This window comes from Alteromonas sp. M12 (assembly GCF_037478005.1).
GTDB lineage: Bacteria > Pseudomonadota > Gammaproteobacteria > Enterobacterales > Alteromonadaceae > Aliiglaciecola > Aliiglaciecola lipolytica_A.
Window position 1 is genome coordinate 1,479,139 of sequence record NZ_CP144164.1, and the last position, 19,566, is coordinate 1,498,704.

General features: G+C 40.7%; 16 protein-coding genes. 10 read left to right on the forward strand and 6 right to left on the reverse strand.

Features of this window, described 5'->3' with window-relative positions; genetic code table 11:
• Positions 1-25 precede the first annotated feature (25 nt).
• From prfC to lysS, 4 genes are all read left to right on the forward strand, one after another.
• A complete protein-coding gene (gene prfC / locus VUI23_RS06360) occupies positions 26-1,603 on the forward strand; it encodes a peptide chain release factor 3 (protein ID WP_342807362.1) in 1,578 nt (525 codons plus the stop codon).
• 34 nt (positions 1,604-1,637) lie between these two features.
• The gene (gene argS / locus VUI23_RS06365) at positions 1,638-3,374 is read left to right on the forward strand and encodes an arginine--tRNA ligase (RefSeq protein ID WP_303501166.1); all 1,737 of its coding nucleotides are present in this window, start codon (positions 1,638-1,640) and stop codon (positions 3,372-3,374) included.
• Between the two features lie 187 nt (positions 3,375-3,561).
• A protein-coding gene (gene prfB, locus VUI23_RS06370; RefSeq protein ID WP_216050192.1) for a peptide chain release factor 2 occupies positions 3,562-4,660 on the forward strand; the annotation gives its coding sequence in 2 pieces (ribosomal slippage) (positions 3,562-3,636 and positions 3,638-4,660; 1,098 coding nt in all).
• A gap of 44 nt (positions 4,661-4,704) precedes the next feature.
• Positions 4,705-6,249 carry a lysine--tRNA ligase gene (gene lysS, locus VUI23_RS06375; protein WP_216050193.1) on the forward strand — a complete coding sequence of 515 codons (1,545 nt, stop codon included), beginning with the start codon at positions 4,705-4,707 and terminating at the stop codon, positions 6,247-6,249.
• A gap of 33 nt (positions 6,250-6,282) precedes the next feature.
• Here the strand turns inward: lysS and VUI23_RS06380 are convergent, their stop codons facing one another.
• The 4 genes from VUI23_RS06380 to VUI23_RS06395 are packed head-to-tail and all read right to left on the reverse strand — an operon-like array spanning position 6,283 to position 8,815.
• Positions 6,283-7,167: a 2-dehydropantoate 2-reductase gene (locus VUI23_RS06380; RefSeq protein WP_342807364.1), complete on the reverse strand. Its 885-nt coding sequence runs from the start codon at positions 7,165-7,167 to the stop codon at positions 6,283-6,285.
• Positions 7,167-7,535, reverse strand: coding sequence for a VanZ family protein (locus tag VUI23_RS06385; RefSeq protein WP_216050195.1), 369 nt, complete (start codon positions 7,533-7,535; stop codon positions 7,167-7,169). The genes VUI23_RS06380 and VUI23_RS06385 overlap by 1 nt, the downstream gene beginning before the upstream one ends.
• Positions 7,532-8,233, reverse strand: coding sequence for a TIGR01621 family pseudouridine synthase (locus VUI23_RS06390; protein ID WP_216050196.1), 702 nt, complete (start codon positions 8,231-8,233; stop codon positions 7,532-7,534). Before VUI23_RS06390 ends, VUI23_RS06385 begins: the two co-directional genes overlap by 4 nt.
• Before the next feature lie 21 nt (positions 8,234-8,254).
• Complete coding sequence (locus tag VUI23_RS06395) at positions 8,255-8,815, reverse strand: Hpt domain-containing protein (RefSeq protein ID WP_342807366.1); 561 nt, start codon at positions 8,813-8,815, stop codon at positions 8,255-8,257.
• Between the two features lie 119 nt (positions 8,816-8,934).
• On the opposite strand from VUI23_RS06395, the gene VUI23_RS06400 reads away from it, so the two are divergent.
• The 3 genes from VUI23_RS06400 to VUI23_RS06410 all read left to right on the forward strand — a co-directional run bounded on the left by VUI23_RS06400 (position 8,935) and on the right by VUI23_RS06410 (position 14,284).
• Entirely contained in the window at positions 8,935-11,799 is a 2,865-nt protein-coding gene (locus tag VUI23_RS06400) for a pitrilysin family protein (RefSeq protein WP_342807368.1), read from the forward strand.
• A 149-nt stretch (positions 11,800-11,948) separates the two neighbouring features.
• Entirely contained in the window at positions 11,949-13,538 is a 1,590-nt protein-coding gene (gene gshA / locus VUI23_RS06405) for a glutamate--cysteine ligase (RefSeq protein WP_342808250.1), read from the forward strand.
• A 104-nt stretch (positions 13,539-13,642) separates the two neighbouring features.
• Complete coding sequence (locus tag VUI23_RS06410) at positions 13,643-14,284, forward strand: hypothetical protein (protein ID WP_342807370.1); 642 nt, start codon at positions 13,643-13,645, stop codon at positions 14,282-14,284.
• Positions 14,285-14,302: 18 nt separating this feature from the next.
• Here the strand turns inward: VUI23_RS06410 and VUI23_RS06415 are convergent, their stop codons facing one another.
• Positions 14,303-15,031 (reverse strand): NAD(P)-binding domain-containing protein, encoded by a 729-nt coding sequence (locus VUI23_RS06415; protein WP_216050199.1) that lies wholly within the window; start codon positions 15,029-15,031, stop codon positions 14,303-14,305.
• 453 nt (positions 15,032-15,484) lie between these two features.
• A complete protein-coding gene (gene smrB, locus VUI23_RS06420; protein ID WP_216050200.1) occupies positions 15,485-16,087 on the reverse strand; it encodes an endonuclease SmrB in 603 nt (200 codons plus the stop codon).
• Between the two features lie 97 nt (positions 16,088-16,184).
• Here smrB and prmB point away from each other — a divergent pair, with 97 nt between their 5' ends.
• From prmB to VUI23_RS06435, 3 genes are read left to right on the forward strand one after another with little or no spacing between them, the layout of a single operon-like run.
• Positions 16,185-17,126 (forward strand): 50S ribosomal protein L3 N(5)-glutamine methyltransferase, encoded by a 942-nt coding sequence (prmB, locus tag VUI23_RS06425; RefSeq protein ID WP_342807372.1) that lies wholly within the window; start codon positions 16,185-16,187, stop codon positions 17,124-17,126.
• Between the two features lie 20 nt (positions 17,127-17,146).
• Positions 17,147-18,244 carry a chorismate synthase gene (gene aroC, locus VUI23_RS06430; protein WP_216050202.1) on the forward strand — a complete coding sequence of 366 codons (1,098 nt, stop codon included), beginning with the start codon at positions 17,147-17,149 and terminating at the stop codon, positions 18,242-18,244.
• Positions 18,245-18,303: 59 nt separating this feature from the next.
• Positions 18,304-19,437: an MFS transporter gene (locus tag VUI23_RS06435; RefSeq protein ID WP_216050431.1), complete on the forward strand. Its 1,134-nt coding sequence runs from the start codon at positions 18,304-18,306 to the stop codon at positions 19,435-19,437.
• The last annotated feature ends 129 nt before the right edge of the window (positions 19,438-19,566 follow it).

Sequence of the window (19,566 nt, forward strand, 5' to 3'; positions counted from 1 at the left end):
ATAATTTAGCTAGATTGAAGGGCCCATGTCATATCAGCAAGAAGTCGATAAACGTCGCACCTTTGCGATCATCTCGCACCCGGATGCGGGTAAAACCACGATCACTGAAAAAGTGCTTTTGTTTGGAAATGCTTTGCAAAAAGCAGGAACCGTCAAAGGCAAAAAATCCGGTCAGCACGCTAAGTCTGACTGGATGGAAATGGAAAAAGAGCGGGGTATCTCCGTTACTACTTCAGTGATGCAATTTCCGTATAAAGAGCATTTGGTAAATTTGTTGGATACGCCTGGGCACGAAGACTTCTCAGAAGATACTTACCGAACTCTGACGGCTGTAGATTCTTGCTTGATGGTGATAGATGCAGCCAAAGGTGTTGAAGCAAGAACTATCAAACTTATGGAGGTAACGCGTTTACGTGATACCCCAATCATTACGTTTGTAAATAAGTTGGATAGGGATACACGCGATCCTATCGACCTGTTAGACGAAATCGAAGATGTAATGAAAATTAAATGCGCACCTATTACTTGGCCAATAGGCATGGGCAAAGAATTCAAAGGTGTCTACCACTTGCTTAGAGATGAAACCATTCTTTACCAAACGGGAATGGGTCACACTATCCAAGAAGAACGAATTATCAAAGGTATTGATAATCCGTTGTTAGACGAAGCCATTGGTAGTTATGCAGAAGAACTACGTGAAATGTTGGATTTAGTAAAAGGCGCTTCACATGAATTTGATATGCAAGAGTTTTTAGATGGCGAACTGACACCGGTTTATTTTGGTACAGCTCTAGGTAATTTTGGTGTTGATCATATGTTGGATGGGTTGGTTGAATGGGCGCCAAAACCACAGGGAAGAGAATCGAATACTGGAGCCGTATCATCTGACCAAAATAAGTTCAGTGGCTTTGTGTTTAAAATACAAGCCAACATGGATCCAAAACACCGCGATCGTATAGCTTTTTGCCGCATTGTTTCTGGTAAATACGAAAAAGGCATGAAAATGCATCAAACTCGAATTGGCAAAGATGTACGTATATCTGATGCGCTTACATTCTTGGCCGGTGATCGCGCATTGCTAGAAGAAGCCTACGCTGGTGATATTATCGGGTTACATAATCACGGTTCGATTCAAATTGGTGATACTTTTACTTGGGGGGAAAAATTTCGGTTTGCGGGTATTCCTAATTTCGCACCAGAGTTATTTAAACGCATTCGCTTAAAAGATCCATTGAAGCAGAAACAGCTACAAAAGGGCCTAATTCAATTATCCGAAGAGGGCGCTGTGCAGGTATTTAGACCATTAGTGAACAATGATCTAATTGTAGGTGCTGTTGGGGTTTTGCAATTTGATGTGGTCGTGGCGCGTTTAAAAGCCGAATATAATGTAGACGCATTATATGAGCATGTAAATGTCAGTACAGCCCGTTGGGTTTACAGTAAAGATGCTAAAAAGCTGGATGAATTTAGGCGTAAAGCAGAAATCAATTTAGCCCTAGATGGTGGCGACAACCTGACATATATCGCTCCTACTATGGTGAATTTGAATTTGTCTCGCGAACGCTATCCTGAAATCGAATTTCATACTACTCGTGAACACTAATACTTATAAATTACTAAGAAATTAAGTTTAAATTATGAATTTACATACTGTCTTGTTAGACCGTTTTAAAGCCGCTTTAGTCGCCATAGGTGCTCCCGAAAACGCCCCTGCGCCTCTGGCAAAAAGCACGCGCCCAGAGTTCGGTGAATACCAATTCAATGGCGCTATGGCGTTGGCAAAGTTATTAAAACAGAAGCCTAGAGATATCGCAGCAAAAATTGTGGATGCCGTTGAGTTAGATGATATCGCTGAAAAATTGGAAATTGCCGGTCCGGGTTTTATCAATATTCATTTGAACCCGCAATGGTTAGCAACACAATTACAAACTGCGTTTAGCGATGAGCGTTTAGGGGTTGAAAAGCAAGAAGCGAAAACCGTAGTGGTTGACTATTCTTCTCCTAATCTCGCCAAAGAAATGCATGTCGGCCATCTTCGCAGCACAATCATAGGTGATGCTGTTGTAAAAGCCCTCGAATTTATGGGGCATAACGTTATTCGTCAGAATCATATGGGGGACTGGGGTACACAGTTTGGCATGTTGTTAGCCCATTTGAGTGATAAAATTGCCGCTAACCAAGTAGCGGAAACCGCTTTATCTGACTTAGAAGATTTCTATCGTGAAGCTAAAGTTAGATTTGACGAAGAGCAAGGCTTTGCCGATCGCGCTAGACAATACGTAGTGAAACTGCAAGGTGGCGACGCTCACTGTTTGTCGTTGTGGCAAGATTTTATCGATATCTCAATTAAGCATAGCGAAGAAGTGTACAACAAGTTGAATGTTTCCCTTACTCGCAAAGATATTATGGGTGAGAGCGCTTATAACGATGATTTAAAGCCTACCGTTGACGAGCTAAAACAAAAAGGCATCGCTGTAGAAGACCAAGGTGCGTTAGTTGTATTCATTCAAGAATTAGCCAATAAAGAAGGCGAGCCGGCAGTATACATAATCCAAAAGTCTGGTGGTGGGTATTTGTATTCAACTACCGATCAGGCTGCAATTCGCTACCGCTGTCAAAAGCTCCATGCAGATAGAACCTTAATCTTTACTGATGCACGTCAAGCTTTACATTTTAAACAGACTGAAATTGTGGCACGAAAAGCAGGCTTTATTTCGGCACAACAAACCTATGAACATTGTCCATTTGGCATGATGTTAGGCCAAGACGGTAAACCGTTTAAAACGCGCAGTGGCAGTACCGTAAAACTAGCTGATTTGCTAGATGAAGCTGTAGAGCGTGCTGAGAAATTGATGGCGGCCAGAAAATCTGATTTCAGTGAGCAAGAACGTCAACAAATTGCTGAAAAAATTGGTATTAGCGCAGTTAAATACGCAGACTTGAGTAAAAATAGAACCACTGATTATATTTTTAATTGGGACTCAATGTTAAGTTTCGAAGGCAACACTGCGCCCTACATTCAATATGCTTACACCCGAGCCAATAAAATATTTAAAGATGGAGCCGGCGACACCAGCAATTTTGTGGCTAATTTTGATTTACAAAGTCCACAAGAGCGCACTCTAGCTGTTAAATTATTGCAATATGTTGAAGCGCTGAACTTGCTTACTAGTGAAGCAACGCCACACGTTTTATGTAGCTACTTGTACGATTTGGCCAGCAACTTTATGACTTTCTACGAAGCCTGCCCGATATTTAAAGATGGGGTAACTGAAGAGCAAAAAAATAGTCGCATTGCGCTCTCTGCTTTAACGGCAAAAACCATTAAGTCTGGTCTGGATTTGCTGGGTATTAGTACATTAGAGAAGATGTAGCTAAAAGTTATATCCGGTTGCTAAAACTGCGGTATACATTCAGCTTCTAGCTTAAAATACAGGAATTGTTTTAAGATTAGCTAAAGGCAGTGTGATTAATACTGCCTTTATGCTGTTTGCTATCTGTCCAAACGCCGCTAAATCCGGTAGAATCCACGCCCTAATTTAAAATACTCATATAAGATTTATGTTTGAAATCAATCCTATACAAAATTTGCTAGCAGACGTTAGAGAACGTAATGCTTTGCTTCGGGGGTATCTTTGACTTCGATCTTAAGAAAGAACGCTTAGAAGAAGTTAGCCGCGAACTAGAAAGTCCTGATGTTTGGAATGAACCTGCGCGTGCGCAAGCATTAGGTAAAGAGAAAGTTGCTTTAGAACAAGTTGTTGAAACTATTGAAAAACTTGATCAAGGAACGGAAGATGTGGAAGGCTTACTTGAATTAGCTGTTGAAGCAGAAGATCAAGAAACCTTCGATGAAGCTCAAGCTGAATTAGATCAGCTTGTTGAGAAACTTGAATTACTAGAGTTTCGCCGCATGTTCTCAGGACCGAACGATAGCAATGATTGTTATCTTGATATTCAATCGGGATCTGGTGGCACCGAAGCCCAAGATTGGGCCAATATGATTCTGCGCATGTATTTGCGTTGGGGAGAAGCCCACGGTTTTAAACCAGAGTTAATTGAAGTCTCCGATGGCGATGTGGCAGGCATCAAAAGTGCCACTATTCGATTCGCTGGTGAATATGCATTTGGTTGGTTACGCACTGAAACAGGTGTACACCGCTTAGTAAGAAAATCGCCATTTGACTCGGGTAACCGTCGACATACGTCGTTTGCATCCGCGTTTGTTTATCCTGAAATCAATGATGATATAGAAATTGATATCAACCCTGCTGATTTGCGGATAGATACTTATCGTGCATCAGGTGCGGGGGGACAACACGTTAACCGTACAGATTCAGCGGTGCGAATTACTCATTTACCCACTAATATAGTGGTGCAATGTCAGAATGACCGTTCACAACATAAAAATAAAGATCAGGCGTTTAAACAACTGAAGGCGAAACTTCACGAATACGAAATGCAAAAACAGAATGATGAGAAGCAAGCCATGGAAGACAGTAAGTCAGATATTGGTTGGGGTAGTCAAATTCGTTCTTATGTTTTAGATGATTCGCGAATTAAAGATTTACGTACAGGTGTTGAAACCAGAAATACCCAAGCCGTGTTAGACGGTGACTTAGATAAATTTATTCAGGCCAGCTTAAAGTCTGGTCTTTAACAAACATAGTCTTTTTAAAGATATAAACACTTTCAGGAAAGTCGATGACTGACATTCAGCAAGATGAAAACAAATTGATTGCGGAACGCCGCAGTAAACTAGAACAAATTCGGAGCGAATGCAGCTCTAATGGTTTTCCAAATTCATTTAGACGTGAATTTTATAGCCAAGATTTACAGAACGAGTTTGGAGAGCACGAAAAAGAAGCCCTTGCTGACTTGGGTAAAGTGGTTAGTATCGCTGGACGTATACTCGCCAAACGTGGTCCATTTTTATTATTACAAGACATGAAAGGGCGTATTCAATCTTACGCTGCCAAAGATACCCAAAAAGATATTAAAGCCCGATACGGTAGTTTGGATATTGGTGACATTATTGGTGTAAAAGGCGTCTTACATAAATCTGGTAAAGGCGACTTGTATGTCAATATGGATGAATATCAGTTGCTCACAAAGTCATTGCGTCCATTGCCTGAAAAGTTCCACGGCTTGGCTGATCAAGAAACCAAATATCGTCAGCGTTATGTTGATCTGATCACTAATACGCAAACTCGTGATACTTTCATGATCCGCAGTAAAATTGTTACTGGTATCCGTAATTTCTTAACTGAAAGAAATTACATGGAAGTCGAAACGCCAATGCTTCAAGTGATTCCTGGTGGGGCTACAGCAAAACCTTTTGTCACTCATCATAATGCGCTCGATATTGACATGTACCTACGTATTGCGCCTGAACTTTATTTGAAGCGTCTAGTGGTCGGTGGTTTTGAACGTGTGTTTGAAATTAACAGAAACTTCCGTAATGAAGGTTTATCGACACGTCACAATCCTGAATTCACCATGCTTGAGTTTTATCAGGCGTATGCCGATTATCATGATTTGATGAATTTGACCGAAGACATGTTGCGCACACTGGCGCAGGATGTATTGGGTAGCACTATTATTAAAAGTACTGAAAAAGACGTTGAAGGCAACGTTATTAGTGAGATCGAATATGACTTCGGTCAACCTTTCGAACGCCTGACTATGAATGACGCTGTCTTAAAATATTGGCCTGAAGCCAATGAAGCGGCAATTAAAGATCCAGAAAATCATTTGGATGAACTAAAAGCCATGGCGAAACAGCTGAATATCAAAGAACCTGAAGTGGATGGTATTTGGGGAGCGGGTAAGTACTTGTGTGAAATCTTTGAAGCAACAGCAGAAGAGAAATTAATCCAACCTACTTTTATCACCGCCTATCCATGGGAAGTTTCACCTTTGGCTCGCCGTAACGATGAAAATCACTTTGTTACCGATAGATTTGAGTTCTTTGTAGGTGGACGTGAGTTAGCCAATGGGTTCTCGGAATTGAATGATTCTGAAGATCAAGCGGCGCGATTTAAAAAGCAAGTAGAAGAAAAAGATGCTGGGGATGATGAAGCCATGCATTTTGATGAAGATTACATTACGGCACTTGAGTATGGTCTTCCACCTACTGCTGGCGAAGGGATTGGTATCGATCGCTTGGTCATGTTATTCACTGATAGTCCAACTATTAAAGACGTTATTTTATTCCCGCATATGAAGCCTCAGGCTCCACAGGAATAAGTTTAAAGTTTGGATCAGATAGAGACTTATTATCTAAAGGTAATAAGTCTCTATTTTTTTGACCTGCTCAAACAACTCGTTGTTGAATGGCACTGGTATCGATAATTGTTTTCCTTGGCTAACCACATAGCCACTAATATTTTCAATTTCTGTTTTGCGTTTATACTGCACATCTTGATGCATTGAAGAATAATTGCCTGCTGTTTTTTCAATAATTGCCATACAATTAGCGAACAATTCCTGCTGTGTTACCGCTAAATTTACAGCATTCATGAGCGCCGAAATTTCCTTAGTGACACCCATAATTGTGCTGCGATATGGTTGTTTAGCTAATTCACCATTGGCAACGTTATGAATCGCGGTAAGTGGATTAATCACTGAGTTTACCGCTAATTTTCGCCACAAAATCTGTAAAATATCTTTATGCCAACTGCAGGGCGGCAATAGCTTTTCAAATACTTGTTGGTAACCCAAGTTATCGTCGCTGTTTCTTAACCATCCAGCTTGAGTTGCACCTATTCCTGTTACATTTAAGCCATCATACTGGGGTTTAAATGCTCCATAACTCGTGGTCGCAACTAAAATCGGATTGTTTGGTAACAACTCCAAAATCTGTGCATGATCCACCATCCCATTGTGCAACAAAACCAACGGGACCTCAGCGCTCAATTGCGACTTAAATTGCCCGATAGCTGGAATGATTTGATAGGCCTTGAGTGGCAAAATGAATAAGCCTTGCTCAATAGTATCACTGCTACGCTGATAAACTGGGCGCAGTATTTCTTGTTGATGTACAGTCTGGCAACGTATTTCTGATGGCGATTGATTGCGCACTACAATACGATAATCAAATTGCAAGTGGTGGCATTGCAAGGCCAATAAGTTACCTATTGCACCATTGCCTACTATAGTCAGCATTAAACCCCGCTCCGCCACGCTTGATAAATCCGAATGGCTATTTCGATAATTAGGCACGCTACAGAAATACCAATAATATCAGCATAGAGATCTTCCCAACTGCCGCTGCGGTAAGGTATCAAGTCTTGAATACACTCACTTGCTATTGCCAATATTGCTAGGAAAATACCAATAAACCAATGATTAATACGCAAACATGCTGAGATTGAGCAGGTTAAAATGAGAAAAACGCAGGCGTGTTGTATTTTGTCGTACCGGGTATCAACGGGTATGTATTCGACGGGGATCACCATGGCAATGGAAAACGTGAGAAAAATCGACACAGCGATCAAAACGCCAATTGGATGTCGAATATAGCTGTTAATCATTTGTTCGACTTTTTAATGGTTAATTTAGGCCAAACTAAGTCCCATGGAGACAACAAAGCTACGGCTTTTTGATTGTCAGTTGGAATTGTAAAGTGTTGTCCTGAGACTGGCATGCAGCTTATCTGAATTTGTTGTCCACAATCCTCGAAGGCTAGTCCGTATGCGTGCAGGTAAGTACGCTCAGATTCGGTCCCAGCATAAGTATTATCACCGAGAATTGGACTGCTTAAGCTTTTTAACATGACTCTAATTTGATGGGTTTTACCGGTATGGGGTTTGATTACAAACAAACGTAGCCCATTACCTAGACCGGCACTAAAAAATTGTCCTGCGGCTGGTTGATGCAGCGATGTTTTTAAGGCCCACTTCCCATCACGTATTTTATGCATGTCGCCGATCACTGCCCCCTGTTTTTTCTTGGGCTTTTTGTCACTGATCGCTAAATAATATTTTTGAATTTTACGCTCAGCAAAATACTGACTTAATCGACTTGCTGCGCTGGCGTTTTTAGCTAATAGAAGCAAACCTGATGTGACTTTATCTAATCTGTGAACCAGCCACAATTTGTCTAACTGCAATTGTTTTTGAATGTACGGCAGAATACCTGATTGCAACTGTTCATTTTGAACAGCTACACCGTCAGGCTTATTTACAATGACAAAATCGTCATTTTCAAACACAATGGGAATTGTCTTCATCTATCTAATGCCGTGAGTAAATTAGCTGTTTTTATTTATTACGCTGAGGGCTTCTTCGTAATCTAAGTCACCAATCGCATTGTGCAATGCTTGTTTCTCCATTTCGGAAATCGCGCAGTCAGCGAGCAAGGAGTTTAGCTTATCAGGGGTAATGAATTCGTTATTTTCTAACATCTCAATTAATATACTTTGACTACTTTTGTCCGCTTGTTCTGCACCCGTATCCGCAGAGGCGTTTTCGTCGTTGGCTAAACTGTTAATTTTATTCACAGTGGCGTTGAGTTGATTAACAAAATTTTCTTCAAGTTCAGTAAAATCGTTTTGATTGATAACTGATGTTTCCAACTTTTTAGATGCAAAATGCAACGCGTTTAGACCCAAGTTACCGGATACCCCTTTTACCGTATGAATAACTTCCTTGTAGGCTTTGAGATCGTTTTTTTCTTTTAAAACAACTAACTCTTGCCCTAAGTTTTGATATTGATCGTTGAACTTCAACAGTAATTTAATCAGTAATGATTGATTGCCACTTAGCTGAGAAACAGCAAAATCTAAATCAATAATTTGTTCTTCTTTATTCATTTCATTCCCATCGTACACATTTTCTAACAACATATTACTTTATTTGTACCATCAAGGTAGACTTAATACACATAGTTAAACAAAAAATCACGAATAGCATATTAATATAAGGCAGTATTGTGAAGAGACTCGTTTTGATGTTGGGAAGTGTGACTTTACTTCTCGCTGGATGTTCCACTGATAATCAATCTAAACCGCAAGTATTTATCGATAATTTACCCGCTGGTGTACAACTAGTTGAACAACACTTAGCTAACCAAGATGGCGATGTTTCCATCCCTTTTAGTAAATATAAGTTAGATAATGGTCTCACCGTAGTGTTGCACGAAGACCATTCCGATCCATTGGTCCATGTTGACGTTACTTACCATGTTGGCTCTGCTAGAGAAGAGATTGGAAAATCCGGTTTCGCACACTTTTTTGAACACATGATGTTTCAAGGTTCTAAGAACGTGGCGGATGATGAACATTTTAAGATCATCACTGAAGCTGGCGGCAGTATGAATGGCTCAACCAATAGTGACAGAACTAACTATTATGAAACTGTGCCGGCCAATCAATTGGAAAAAGTGCTTTGGTTAGAATCTGACCGTATGGGGTTTTTACTCGATACTGTCACCCAAGAGAAGTTCGAAATCCAACGTGAAACTGTTAAAAATGAACGTGGACAAAGTTACGACAACCAACCTTACGGATTGAGAAGTGAGCGCAACAGTGAAACTTTATATCCCGTAGGCCACCCGTATTCTTGGTCTACCATTGGCTACGTCGAAGATCTTGACCGCGTAACCGTGGATGACTTAAAAGCATTTTTCAAACGCTGGTATGGACCAAATAATGCGGTGTTAACCATAGGCGGAGACATTGATACAAACAAAACCTTGGCCTGGGTTAAAAAATATTTTGGTAGCATACCTGCAGGACCAGCAGTAGAAGCGCCAGAGAAAGTGGCGGTGACATTGGAAAACGACCGTTATGTCACAATCGAAGACCAGGTCTATTTACCGCTTATTCAATTAACATTTCCAACCGTTTATGTCAGACACCCTGATGAAGCACCATTGGACGTGCTGTCTGATATTTTAGGTGGTGGTAAAACTTCACTGTTTTACAAAAACTTAGTGAAAGATAACCATGCTGTTCAAGCAATGGTTTCTCATCCTTGCAGAGAACTTTCCTGCGAATTTCAATTAATTGCCTTAGCTAACCCAGCTAAGTCCACAAAGCTATCTGATTTGCAAAAGCGCATTGAAGAGTCTTTGGTCGAGTTTGAATCACGCGGTGTCAGTGAAGATGATTTAGCTAGAACCAAAGCAAGCATCGAATCTTCGACCATTTTCGGTTTACAGAGTGTTTCAGGCAAAGTCTCTACGCTAGCAGCAAATGAGATCTTCGACGCTAAGCCAGATTTAGTTCAATATGATCTTGATCGATACAACAATGTCACTGCACAAGATGTTATGCGCGTTTATCGCCAGTACATTAAAGGTAAAGCCAAGGTTGTATTGAGTATTGTGCCCGTTGGACAAACTGAATTGGTCGCAAAACCACAGAATTTTGAGTTACCAGAACGTCAAATTACCACTACTACGGTCAACCAAAAAGTCACCGCTGAGGTGATAAATGATAATTTTGACCGCTCGATTATGCCCAAGGCTGGTCCAAACCCTACGGTGAAGGTGCCTGAGTATCAACGTACTCAATTTGCCAATGGGATTGAAATGTTGACCCACAGCACGGATGAAACACCCACAGTCACACTTTTATTGAGTTTAGAAGGCGGCCCACTGCTTGATCCAATAGAAAAAGCCGGATTAGCCAGCTTTACTGCTGAAATGATGAATGAATCCACCACCACAATGTCAAATGAACAAATGGCTAATGAGCTGGCATTGCTTGGAAGCCAGATTAGCTTCAGCGCAGGTGGGCGATATACACAAATTCGCGTTAATTCTTTAGTGCATAATTTAGATAAAACACTGGCACTATTAAAAGAAAAATTGTTTAAGCCTGCGTTTTTGCCTGAAGATTTTGAGCGTATCAAACAAAATTTAGCGCAACAGTTGCAGCAACAATTAAAAAATCCGTCAGTGTTGGCGGCGCGTGCCACTGATACTTTATTGTATGGGCAGGATAATCGTATCAGCTTACCTGACTCGGGTAATTTGACCACCTTAAGCAATATTGAACTTAACGATGTTAAGGCTTTCTATCAGCAATACTATTCGCCAGTAATGGCTAATTTGGTCATCGTGGGAGATATCGATCAACAGCAGATTGCCAACGATATTCAGTTTTTAATTGACTGGCAAGGAGCGCCTTATCAAATTCCTGAGTACCAGACATTTCCTAAGCACAATGAAGGTAAAATTTACCTCGTTGATAAACCTGGTTCGGCGCAGTCTGTAGTGCGCGTTGTTGAACTTGCGTTACCTTATGACGCTAGCGGAAAACAGTTTAAAAGTAAGCTAATGAACTACCCATTAGGGGGCATGTTTAATAGTCGTATTAATCTAAATTTACGTGAAGATAAAGGTTACACCTATGGTGCTTCAAGTCGCTTTATTGGTGGCAAAACCTTAGGGCGTTTTCAAGCTTCAGCGGATGTGAAGCAAGAGAATACGGGTGACAGTATCGTGGAAATTCTCACAGAAATAGATACCTTTAGTAAAAGCGGTATGACCGAAGCTGAATTGTTGTCTATGCGCAGTGCATACACGCAAGCAGATGCGTTGAGCTACGAAACCCCATTTAGTAAAGCGAACTTTTTAAATCACTTATTAACTTATGACCTAGAGCGCGAGTATCGCGATAAACAAGGCGAAGTAATTGAGAATATCACATTGGCAGAGTTAAATAGCTTAGCGCGTTCTTTGCTTGATATTAACCGTATGCAAGTTATTGTAGTGGCTGATGCTAAAAAGGTTAAACCGCAATTAACTAAATTAGGCCGTGAAATTGTTGAAATACACGTTTCTGAATAATATTTGTTATTATTTGTTTTAACTTTAAAATAGGGGGGAGGGAATATGTATTTAGTCGATATTTGGCGATTTTTGCTTGAAAATCAGATATTTTTCCCCACCTTTAAAATTCGATTTTTCATTAGGAATGTATTTTGACGTCCAGTTCAATGTCTTTTACTGATCGGTTAGCGATCCTTCAACGCCCAGAAGTGCGTGCTACTTTACCTCAAATCAAACATGGTGTAGAGCGTGAAACTCTGAGAATTAATGCCGATGGAGGCCTAGCGCAAACTCCCCATAATGAAAAATTAGGGTCAGCGTTAACCCATGATTTTATCACCACCGATTTTTCTGAGTCTCTGCTTGAATTTATTACACCACCAGAGTCTGATCCCAATGTTACTATCGAACAACTCCGTGATGTTCACAAATATGTGATGGAAAATATTGGAGATGAACGTTTGTGGCCAATGAGTATGCCGTGTTTTATTAATGGTGAAGACAATATTCCTATTGCTAATTATGGTAGCTCGAACGTCGCAAAAATGAAGAGTCTCTATCGGGTTGGATTAAAAAATCGTTACGGTAGTATGATGCAAGCCATCGCAGGGGTGCATTTTAACTTTTCGTTGTCGACAGAGTTTTGGCAGCAATGGTTAGCTAACCTTGATGGGACTAAAGCCGACAAACACAGTATTTCAGATGCATATTTTGCAATGATAAGAAATTATCGACGTTTTTGTTGGTTAATCCCCTTTTTATTTGGTGCTTCGCCAGCTATTTGTGGTTCTTTTATTCGTGGTAAAAAAACAAATTTACCGTTTCAGCATTTGGCTAAGGGAACTATGTATTTGCCTTATGCGACGTCTTTAAGAATGAGTGATCTAGGATATACCAACTCAGAACAATCGGGTTTGAATATCTGCTACAACCAAATGGACAGTTATATTTCATCGGTGCGCAAAGCGATTAATACACCTTCGGAAAAATATGCCGAATTTGAGACCAAAGAAGATGAAGAGTATCGCCAACTCAACAGCAATGTATTGCAAATTGAAAACGAGCTTTATTCTCCAATTCGTCCTAAACAACCAACCTTGCCGCTAGAGAAACCTACGGATGCATTAGCGAAAAGAGGCGTTAATTATATTGAAGTTCGAGCCCTTGATGTGAACCCGTTTAGTGACATCGGTATCGCGAAAGAGCAGTTTTATTTCTTGGATGTATTCCTAACCTATTGTCTCATTGCCCCAAGTGATTTTATGACCCAGCAACAATACGCTGAAACCGAGTCTAATCTAAAAGCGGTAGTGGTGAATGGTAGAGATCCAGAATTGAAATTAAGTGATGATTCTGTAGCCAAATCTATTCCTCAATGGACAGAAAAGCTGTTCGCGGAAATGGCACAAGTTGCAGCTGTATTAGATGAAGCTAACAATTGTACGCTTTATACTCAAGCCCTTGAACAACAAAAGCAAAAGGTTGCGGATCCCTCCTTGACTCCTTCTGCACAGTTGTTGGACATGTTGATTACCCAAAACAAAGATAATGGTCGATTCGGTGTAGAGCTTGCACAGAAGTATCGTGACGAGCTTATGTCTGCTGATTATAAGGTGTATTCCAAAGCATCATTTGAACAACAGGCTAAAGACTCCATTGCGATACAAAAACAAAAGGAAAAAGAAGACACTGTGTCTTTTGAAGATTTTTTGAAGGATTATTTTGCCGCTCCTCAGAGTAATTATTTAGCCAAGTAACTAAATTGTAGGCAAAAAAATGCCTGACTCTAGGTCAGGCATTAAACTACTACCAGGGAAAACACACAATAACTTAAACACACACAGGTATAGAGTCAGTAGTAATGAGAAAGTTCACAAAAATTCCTAGTTTTTTTATAAAAACTTTCTTTATCGCTACGATCTCTCTATTTTTTGTGGGCTGTAGTACCACCCCTCCCAAAAATATCAGCAATATTTGTAATATTTTCGAAGAAAAAGATCATTGGTACGACGCTGCTACAGATATGAATGAAAAATGGGGCGTACCCATACATGTTCCTATGGCGATGATGTATCAGGAGAGTTCCTTTAGGCACGATGCATTGCCGCCCAGAGATTACGTATTTTTTGGTTTAATTCCTTGGGGAAGAATAAGTAGCGCTTATGGTTATTCTCAAGCAAAGACGCCTACTTGGTCTGACTATATTAGAGAAACTAATAATAGCGGTGCAGATCGCGACGATTTTGATGATGCCATTGATTTTATGGGATGGTTTATTTCTAAAACCTATAAAGTGAATGGGATTTCCAAGTGGGACGCGTACGCGCAATACCTGAACTACCATGAAGGTTGGGGGGGCTACAAAAGGCGTACCTACAATAAAAAAGCTTGGTTAGTAAAAGTCGCCAAAAAGGTCAACGCCCGTTCTCTGCGCTACGCGACTCAACTTAAAAAATGTGAAGCCGAGTTAGACAAAAGCTGGTTTTGGAAGTTATTTGACTAACTCTGGGTGTTTCATTTTTTAATCTGAATTCAAGCTTGCAGCGACCCCCACATTTTTCAATCCGATATCTAAGGTGGAAAATAACCTGGAAGCGGCATTTGCACTTTTATTGTCGTGGGCGCCTTGCAAAATACCATCATGTATTTTGGCTGTTGAATATTGGCTTTTGTGAGCAACATATAAGGGCAAATAGCACAAACCAAAATCTTTACCACAGCGCTTGTTTGACCACTTCTCTATGATCGGTTTTAAGTGCTGCTCACAACTCGTTGTTTCCAAGTTGCTATGAATCACAACCAAGTGATACTGACCTTTGATTGCCAAGGTTGCGCCAATTTGCTGGCAAACAGTTTCTATATTTTTGGCTACAGTTGATTCCTTTGAATCGATTTTTCCAATACAGACTAAGGTCACTTCTGTTTGCAAAATTGCATTATGCAAATCGCTAGTTGCAATCAAATTACGCTTGTTTCGCGCTGATACTATAGCGGCTTCTAATTCGGCGTCTTGAATGGGTGAATGATTTTGGTTGATACCATTTACTTTGCGAGAATCCATATCAACCGCAATCACTTTATGATCATTGTTGGCAAAAGAAACACTGAGTAGACTCCCCATCAAACCGATACCCACTACACTAATACGTTCGTTCTGCGAACTGACAGCAGAGTTTATAGGGGAGGTCGCTGGGTGTCTGTAATTGTAGATAGGGCGTGTTCTTGCTTGGCTTTGGAGTGAGTGATACATGATAAATTACCTACTTAGTACTTTAAAAACGTATGTTTAGAATCGGTATTTAATGTATCGCATAATTCATTCCAATGTTTAAAAGTGTAGATGTATCAATGGTTTATGGAATGTCTTTGGTTTTTGAAAGTTCTGAGTGATGCTTTTTGCAGACACTTCATGTAAAGGCTCCCAAATTATGGGTTAATTTGTTGATCCAGATCAGTTCGACTTTTTCCTTCGATCTTATACTTAGCTCATAAATTAGTTAATCAAATTACATCGCTATGAGGAAAAAGACATGTTTGAATTATTAATAAAAGATCCTGTCGTTTGGGGCTCACTATTAGGTTTATCTGTAGTGGTTGGAATTTGTGTTTATTACACTTACTTGTTTTTACACAATACTAATCAGGATTTATAAAACACGGCTTTTTGAGCTAAAGTAACAGAGGTTCAAGTTTGTTTGCCGAGTCAGTATAAATCTTTAAACGACTCAGGTTGCTCGATTAAGACTAAAAGTGCGCCTTTGCCACCCCATTCTAATGGTGCTTGGTGAAAACCTTCGACATCGGGATGTTGAACCAGCCAATTGGGCACGGCGTTTTTTAAAATCAGTGAGCCAAGACCATGAACAATGCAAACACAGTGCGCATTTTGTTTCTTGGCCGCAACAATTAATGCCGCTATCTCCAATTTTGCATTTTCTCTGGTAAGTCCGTGTAAATCCAAAATTAAATCCGGTGGGTATTCTCCCCGTCGCAGTCGTTTTACTTCATAACTCGGTTTTCCCGGTTTTATATATTTCAGTGGTCCTTGCTCAGAAAAGTAGGCTTCAAACCCATCTGAAAAATGAAATGACGCCATTGCTTGTTTCGTTTCGCGGTTTTCTTGCTGCTTTTTAAGCTGTAAATGCGAAATCTGCTTGCTGGAAGGACGCGGAGGCGTTATTTTGTCCTGCTTAATTGGCGCAACATCCTTAAATTCACCTCTAAACAGTGAATGGTCATCTGGCTCGACTGGTTTAACCGATGCTACAGATAACGTTTTAAGTGGGTTGTTGGGCTGCTTTTTCATATTTTGTTATGGTTTATGCGTAATTCGACAGGCAATTTTGTTTGAAGCATAGCAAAATACTGACTGGCACTAAACATCTTAAATAAGACCATTTTATATGACATCAATTGACTCCATTGATTTGGAAAGCACGGCAACTGAACTTACCTCCATTTTGGATATAGTAAGATGGTCCATGAGCCAATTTAATCAAGCAGATTTATATTTTGGCCATGGTACTGATAATGCCTGGAGCGAAGCACTTACCCTTGCTCTTCAAGTGTTACATTTACCGCAAAATATGCCCGAAGAAGATATACGCATGTTGCTGCAATCAACGCTGACAACGGCTGAAAAGAATCAGATTTTGGCATTGGTAAAAAGGCGTATTACTGAAAAAGTGCCTGTAGCCTATTTGACCAATCAAGCTTGGTTCTGCGGATTGCCCTTTTATGTGGATGAGCGTGTGTTAGTACCCCGTTCTCCTTTCGCTGAATTGATTAATCAACACTTTTCTACGTGGTTAAAGACTGAACCACAACATATTCTTGATTTATGCACAGGCAGTGCATGTATTGCGATTGCATTGGCTTATGAATTTTCAGAAGCGCAAGTAGACGCCGTTGATATCAGTGATGATGCGTTGGAAGTTGCCGAGATTAATATTCAAGAGCATGCTCTGAATGAACAAGTTTTTCCAATTAAGTCAGATTTAATGAATGCACTGCAAGGCCAAAAATACGATTTGATTGTTAGTAATCCGCCATACGTCGATGCCGAAGATATGGCTGATTTGCCAGATGAATTTCAGCACGAACCAGAACTTGGCTTAGCCGCCGGTGATGATGGATTAGAGTTGGTTGATCACATACTCCGTCAAGCAGTAGAGCATTTAAATCCCAATGGTTGGTTGTTCGTGGAAGTGGGTAATAGTGAAGTGCATATGAACCATAAGTACCCGGATTTAGATATTCAATGGGTCGAATTTGAACACGGCGGAAGTGGCGTGTTCGCTATTAACCAAGCTAAGCTTAAAGCATATTGGGCTACACATAGTTAACGTTAGGAATTGAAATAAATATGGCTGGAAATACATTTGGTAAGCTGTTTACCGTAACCACATTCGGTGAAAGTCACGGTATCGCGATCGGTGGAGTAGTGGATGGTTGCCCACCTAACCTTGAAATTAGCGAAGAAGATTTACAAATAGATTTGGATCGTCGCAAACCCGGCACATCGCGCTACACCACGGCAAGACGAGAAGGCGACGAAGTGCAAATTTTGTCCGGTGTATTTGAAGGTAAAACTACGGGCACGAGTATTGGTTTATTAATCAATAATACAAATCAGCGTAGTCAAGACTACTCAAAAATTAAAGATACCTTTCGTCCTGGACATGCTGACTATACTTACCAGCAAAAGTATGGGTTACGTGACTATCGAGGCGGTGGCCGTTCTTCTGCTCGTGAAACAGCTATTCGTGTGGCCGCGGGCGGTATTGCTAAGAAGTACCTGAAGCAAATGCATGGCATAGAAATACATGGCTATTTGTCACAATTAGGGCCAATAAAAATTGATAGTGTTGATCAAAGCGTGACCAATACTAATGCGTTTTTCTGTCCAGATGCCTCAAAGTTGGATGCGCTCGACGAATATATGCGAGATCTAATCAAACAGGGTGATTCCATTGGCGCTAAGGTCTCAGTTGTCGCGAAAAATATGCCGGTTGGATTAGGTGAGCCAATATTTGATCGTTTAGATGCGGATTTGGCGTCGGCTATGATGGGCATCAATGCAGTAAAAGGCGTTGAGGTTGGCGATGGCTTTGATGTAGTAGAGCAAAAGGGAAGTGAGCATCGCGATGAGATCACCCCGCAAGGGTTTAAATCCAATCGTGCTGGTGGCATATTGGGTGGCATTTCGTCTGGTCAAGATGTGATAGTGCATTTAGCGCTAAAACCCACATCTAGCATCAGCGTTCCTGGCGATTCGGTAGATATTCACGGAGAAGCGGCGGAAATTATCACCAGAGGTCGACACGATCCCTGCGTAGGAATCCGCGCTGTGCCTATCGCTGAAGCTATGATGGCCATTGTTTTAATGGATCATTTACTGCGGCACCGTGGACAAAATGCAGATGTCAGTTCTATCACTCCTATCATTCCCGGGCAGGCGTAACACCATTGCCCGGAGCCAGTTCCTCTGTTAAGCAAGCAAATTCTAAAATAAATTTAATCTTGTTGGCGATTACCTATCTTCTCTACTTTGGGCAGTTGGGTGTTCTGGTGCCTTACTTGGGTGTTTTTTTGGATGGCCGAGGCTTCAGTTCGCAACAAATTGGCGAATTGTTCGCGCTTATCACAATTGCTCGTATTCTAGGCCCCAATCTCTGGGCTTCGATGGCCGATAAATCAGGCAAAGGCCTAGCTATCTTACGCTTAGGTAGTTTACTCACGGTTGCAACATTTTGTCTGGTGTTTTGGCTGGATGGTTTTTGGGGATTAACTTTAGCATTTGCTTTAATGATGATGTTTTGGACTGCGGTTTTGCCTCAGCTTGAAGTATTAACACTTAATTGCGTAGCCAGTGATCCAAGTCGTTACAGTCGTATTCGGTTGTGGGGAAGCGTTGGTTTTATCATCTTAACCATCATTACCGGTAAAGCCATTGACATTAGCTCATCAGAAGCACCTATTTATGTAAGCGCAGCGGTTTTGTTGTGTTTATTTTTTTCTACTTTGTTTATTTACGAAGGTCGCAGTTCAGTTAAAAGTGCGCCTGCGCAAGGCAGTATATGGCGTAAAGCGAGCACCATACCTTTTATATTATTTATGCTCAGTGCGATTTTTTTACAAGTTAGTTTTGCAACCTATTACGGATTTTTTGCATTATATACTCGTGATTTAGGCTACAGCGGCCAAACCACCGGCCTATTGTTGGCTTTGGCTGTTGCTGCAGAAATAGTAATCTTTTTGCTGGCCGGAAAATTAATTAAAATATTTGGACTTAAATGGATTTTATTTATCAGTATTGGGCTAACTGCTGTTCGTTGGTATGTGTTAGCCGTTGCAGCAGAATACCTGTGGATACTTATTTCAAGTCAAATCATACATGCATTTAGTTTTGGTATGCATCATGCGGCTTCAATAAAATTCATCCACGACTATTTTGGACAGGCTTACCAAAGTCGTGGACAGGCGCTGTATATCAGCATCGCATTCGGGTTTGGTGGGGCAGCGGGCAATTACGTATCTGGATACTTGTGGCAACAAGGGGCTGGTTCTTACAACGCCTTTATTTTCTCTGCCATTACAGCCTTACTAGCGGCTTTTTTCTTGTTGGCAATTAGTGCTAGAAAAATGTCGTACTGATTTCAATTCTTCAGCCAATCACATTCTTGAGTTAACTGCGCACAAGTAACCGCCTGCACACAAACCTGCATTTTGACCTCACTTGGGTATATACTCTATTTACAAATTTAAAATCACTGATTTTTACAA

What these genes read in the sequence shown, in the direction of transcription:
- prfC (WP_342807362.1), top strand. Translation starts at nt 26, where the DNA reads ATGTCATATCAGCAAGAAGTCGATAAACGTCGCACCTTTGCGATCATC.
- argS (WP_303501166.1), top strand. Translation starts at nt 1,638, where the DNA reads ATGAATTTACATACTGTCTTGTTAGACCGTTTTAAAGCCGCTTTAGTC.
- lysS (WP_216050193.1), top strand. Translation starts at nt 4,705, where the DNA reads ATGACTGACATTCAGCAAGATGAAAACAAATTGATTGCGGAACGCCGC.
- VUI23_RS06380 (WP_342807364.1), bottom strand. Translation starts at nt 7,167, where the DNA reads ATGCTGACTATAGTAGGCAATGGTGCAATAGGTAACTTATTGGCCTTG.
- VUI23_RS06385 (WP_216050195.1), bottom strand. Translation starts at nt 7,535, where the DNA reads ATGATTAACAGCTATATTCGACATCCAATTGGCGTTTTGATCGCTGTG.
- VUI23_RS06390 (WP_216050196.1), bottom strand. Translation starts at nt 8,233, where the DNA reads ATGAAGACAATTCCCATTGTGTTTGAAAATGACGATTTTGTCATTGTA.
- VUI23_RS06395 (WP_342807366.1), bottom strand. Translation starts at nt 8,815, where the DNA reads ATGAATAAAGAAGAACAAATTATTGATTTAGATTTTGCTGTTTCTCAG.
- gshA (WP_342808250.1), top strand. Translation starts at nt 11,949, where the DNA reads ATGTCTTTTACTGATCGGTTAGCGATCCTTCAACGCCCAGAAGTGCGT.
- VUI23_RS06410 (WP_342807370.1), top strand. Translation starts at nt 13,643, where the DNA reads ATGAGAAAGTTCACAAAAATTCCTAGTTTTTTTATAAAAACTTTCTTT.
- VUI23_RS06415 (WP_216050199.1), bottom strand. Translation starts at nt 15,031, where the DNA reads ATGTATCACTCACTCCAAAGCCAAGCAAGAACACGCCCTATCTACAAT.
- smrB (WP_216050200.1), bottom strand. Translation starts at nt 16,087, where the DNA reads ATGAAAAAGCAGCCCAACAACCCACTTAAAACGTTATCTGTAGCATCG.
- prmB (WP_342807372.1), top strand. Translation starts at nt 16,185, where the DNA reads ATGACATCAATTGACTCCATTGATTTGGAAAGCACGGCAACTGAACTT.
- aroC (WP_216050202.1), top strand. Translation starts at nt 17,147, where the DNA reads ATGGCTGGAAATACATTTGGTAAGCTGTTTACCGTAACCACATTCGGT.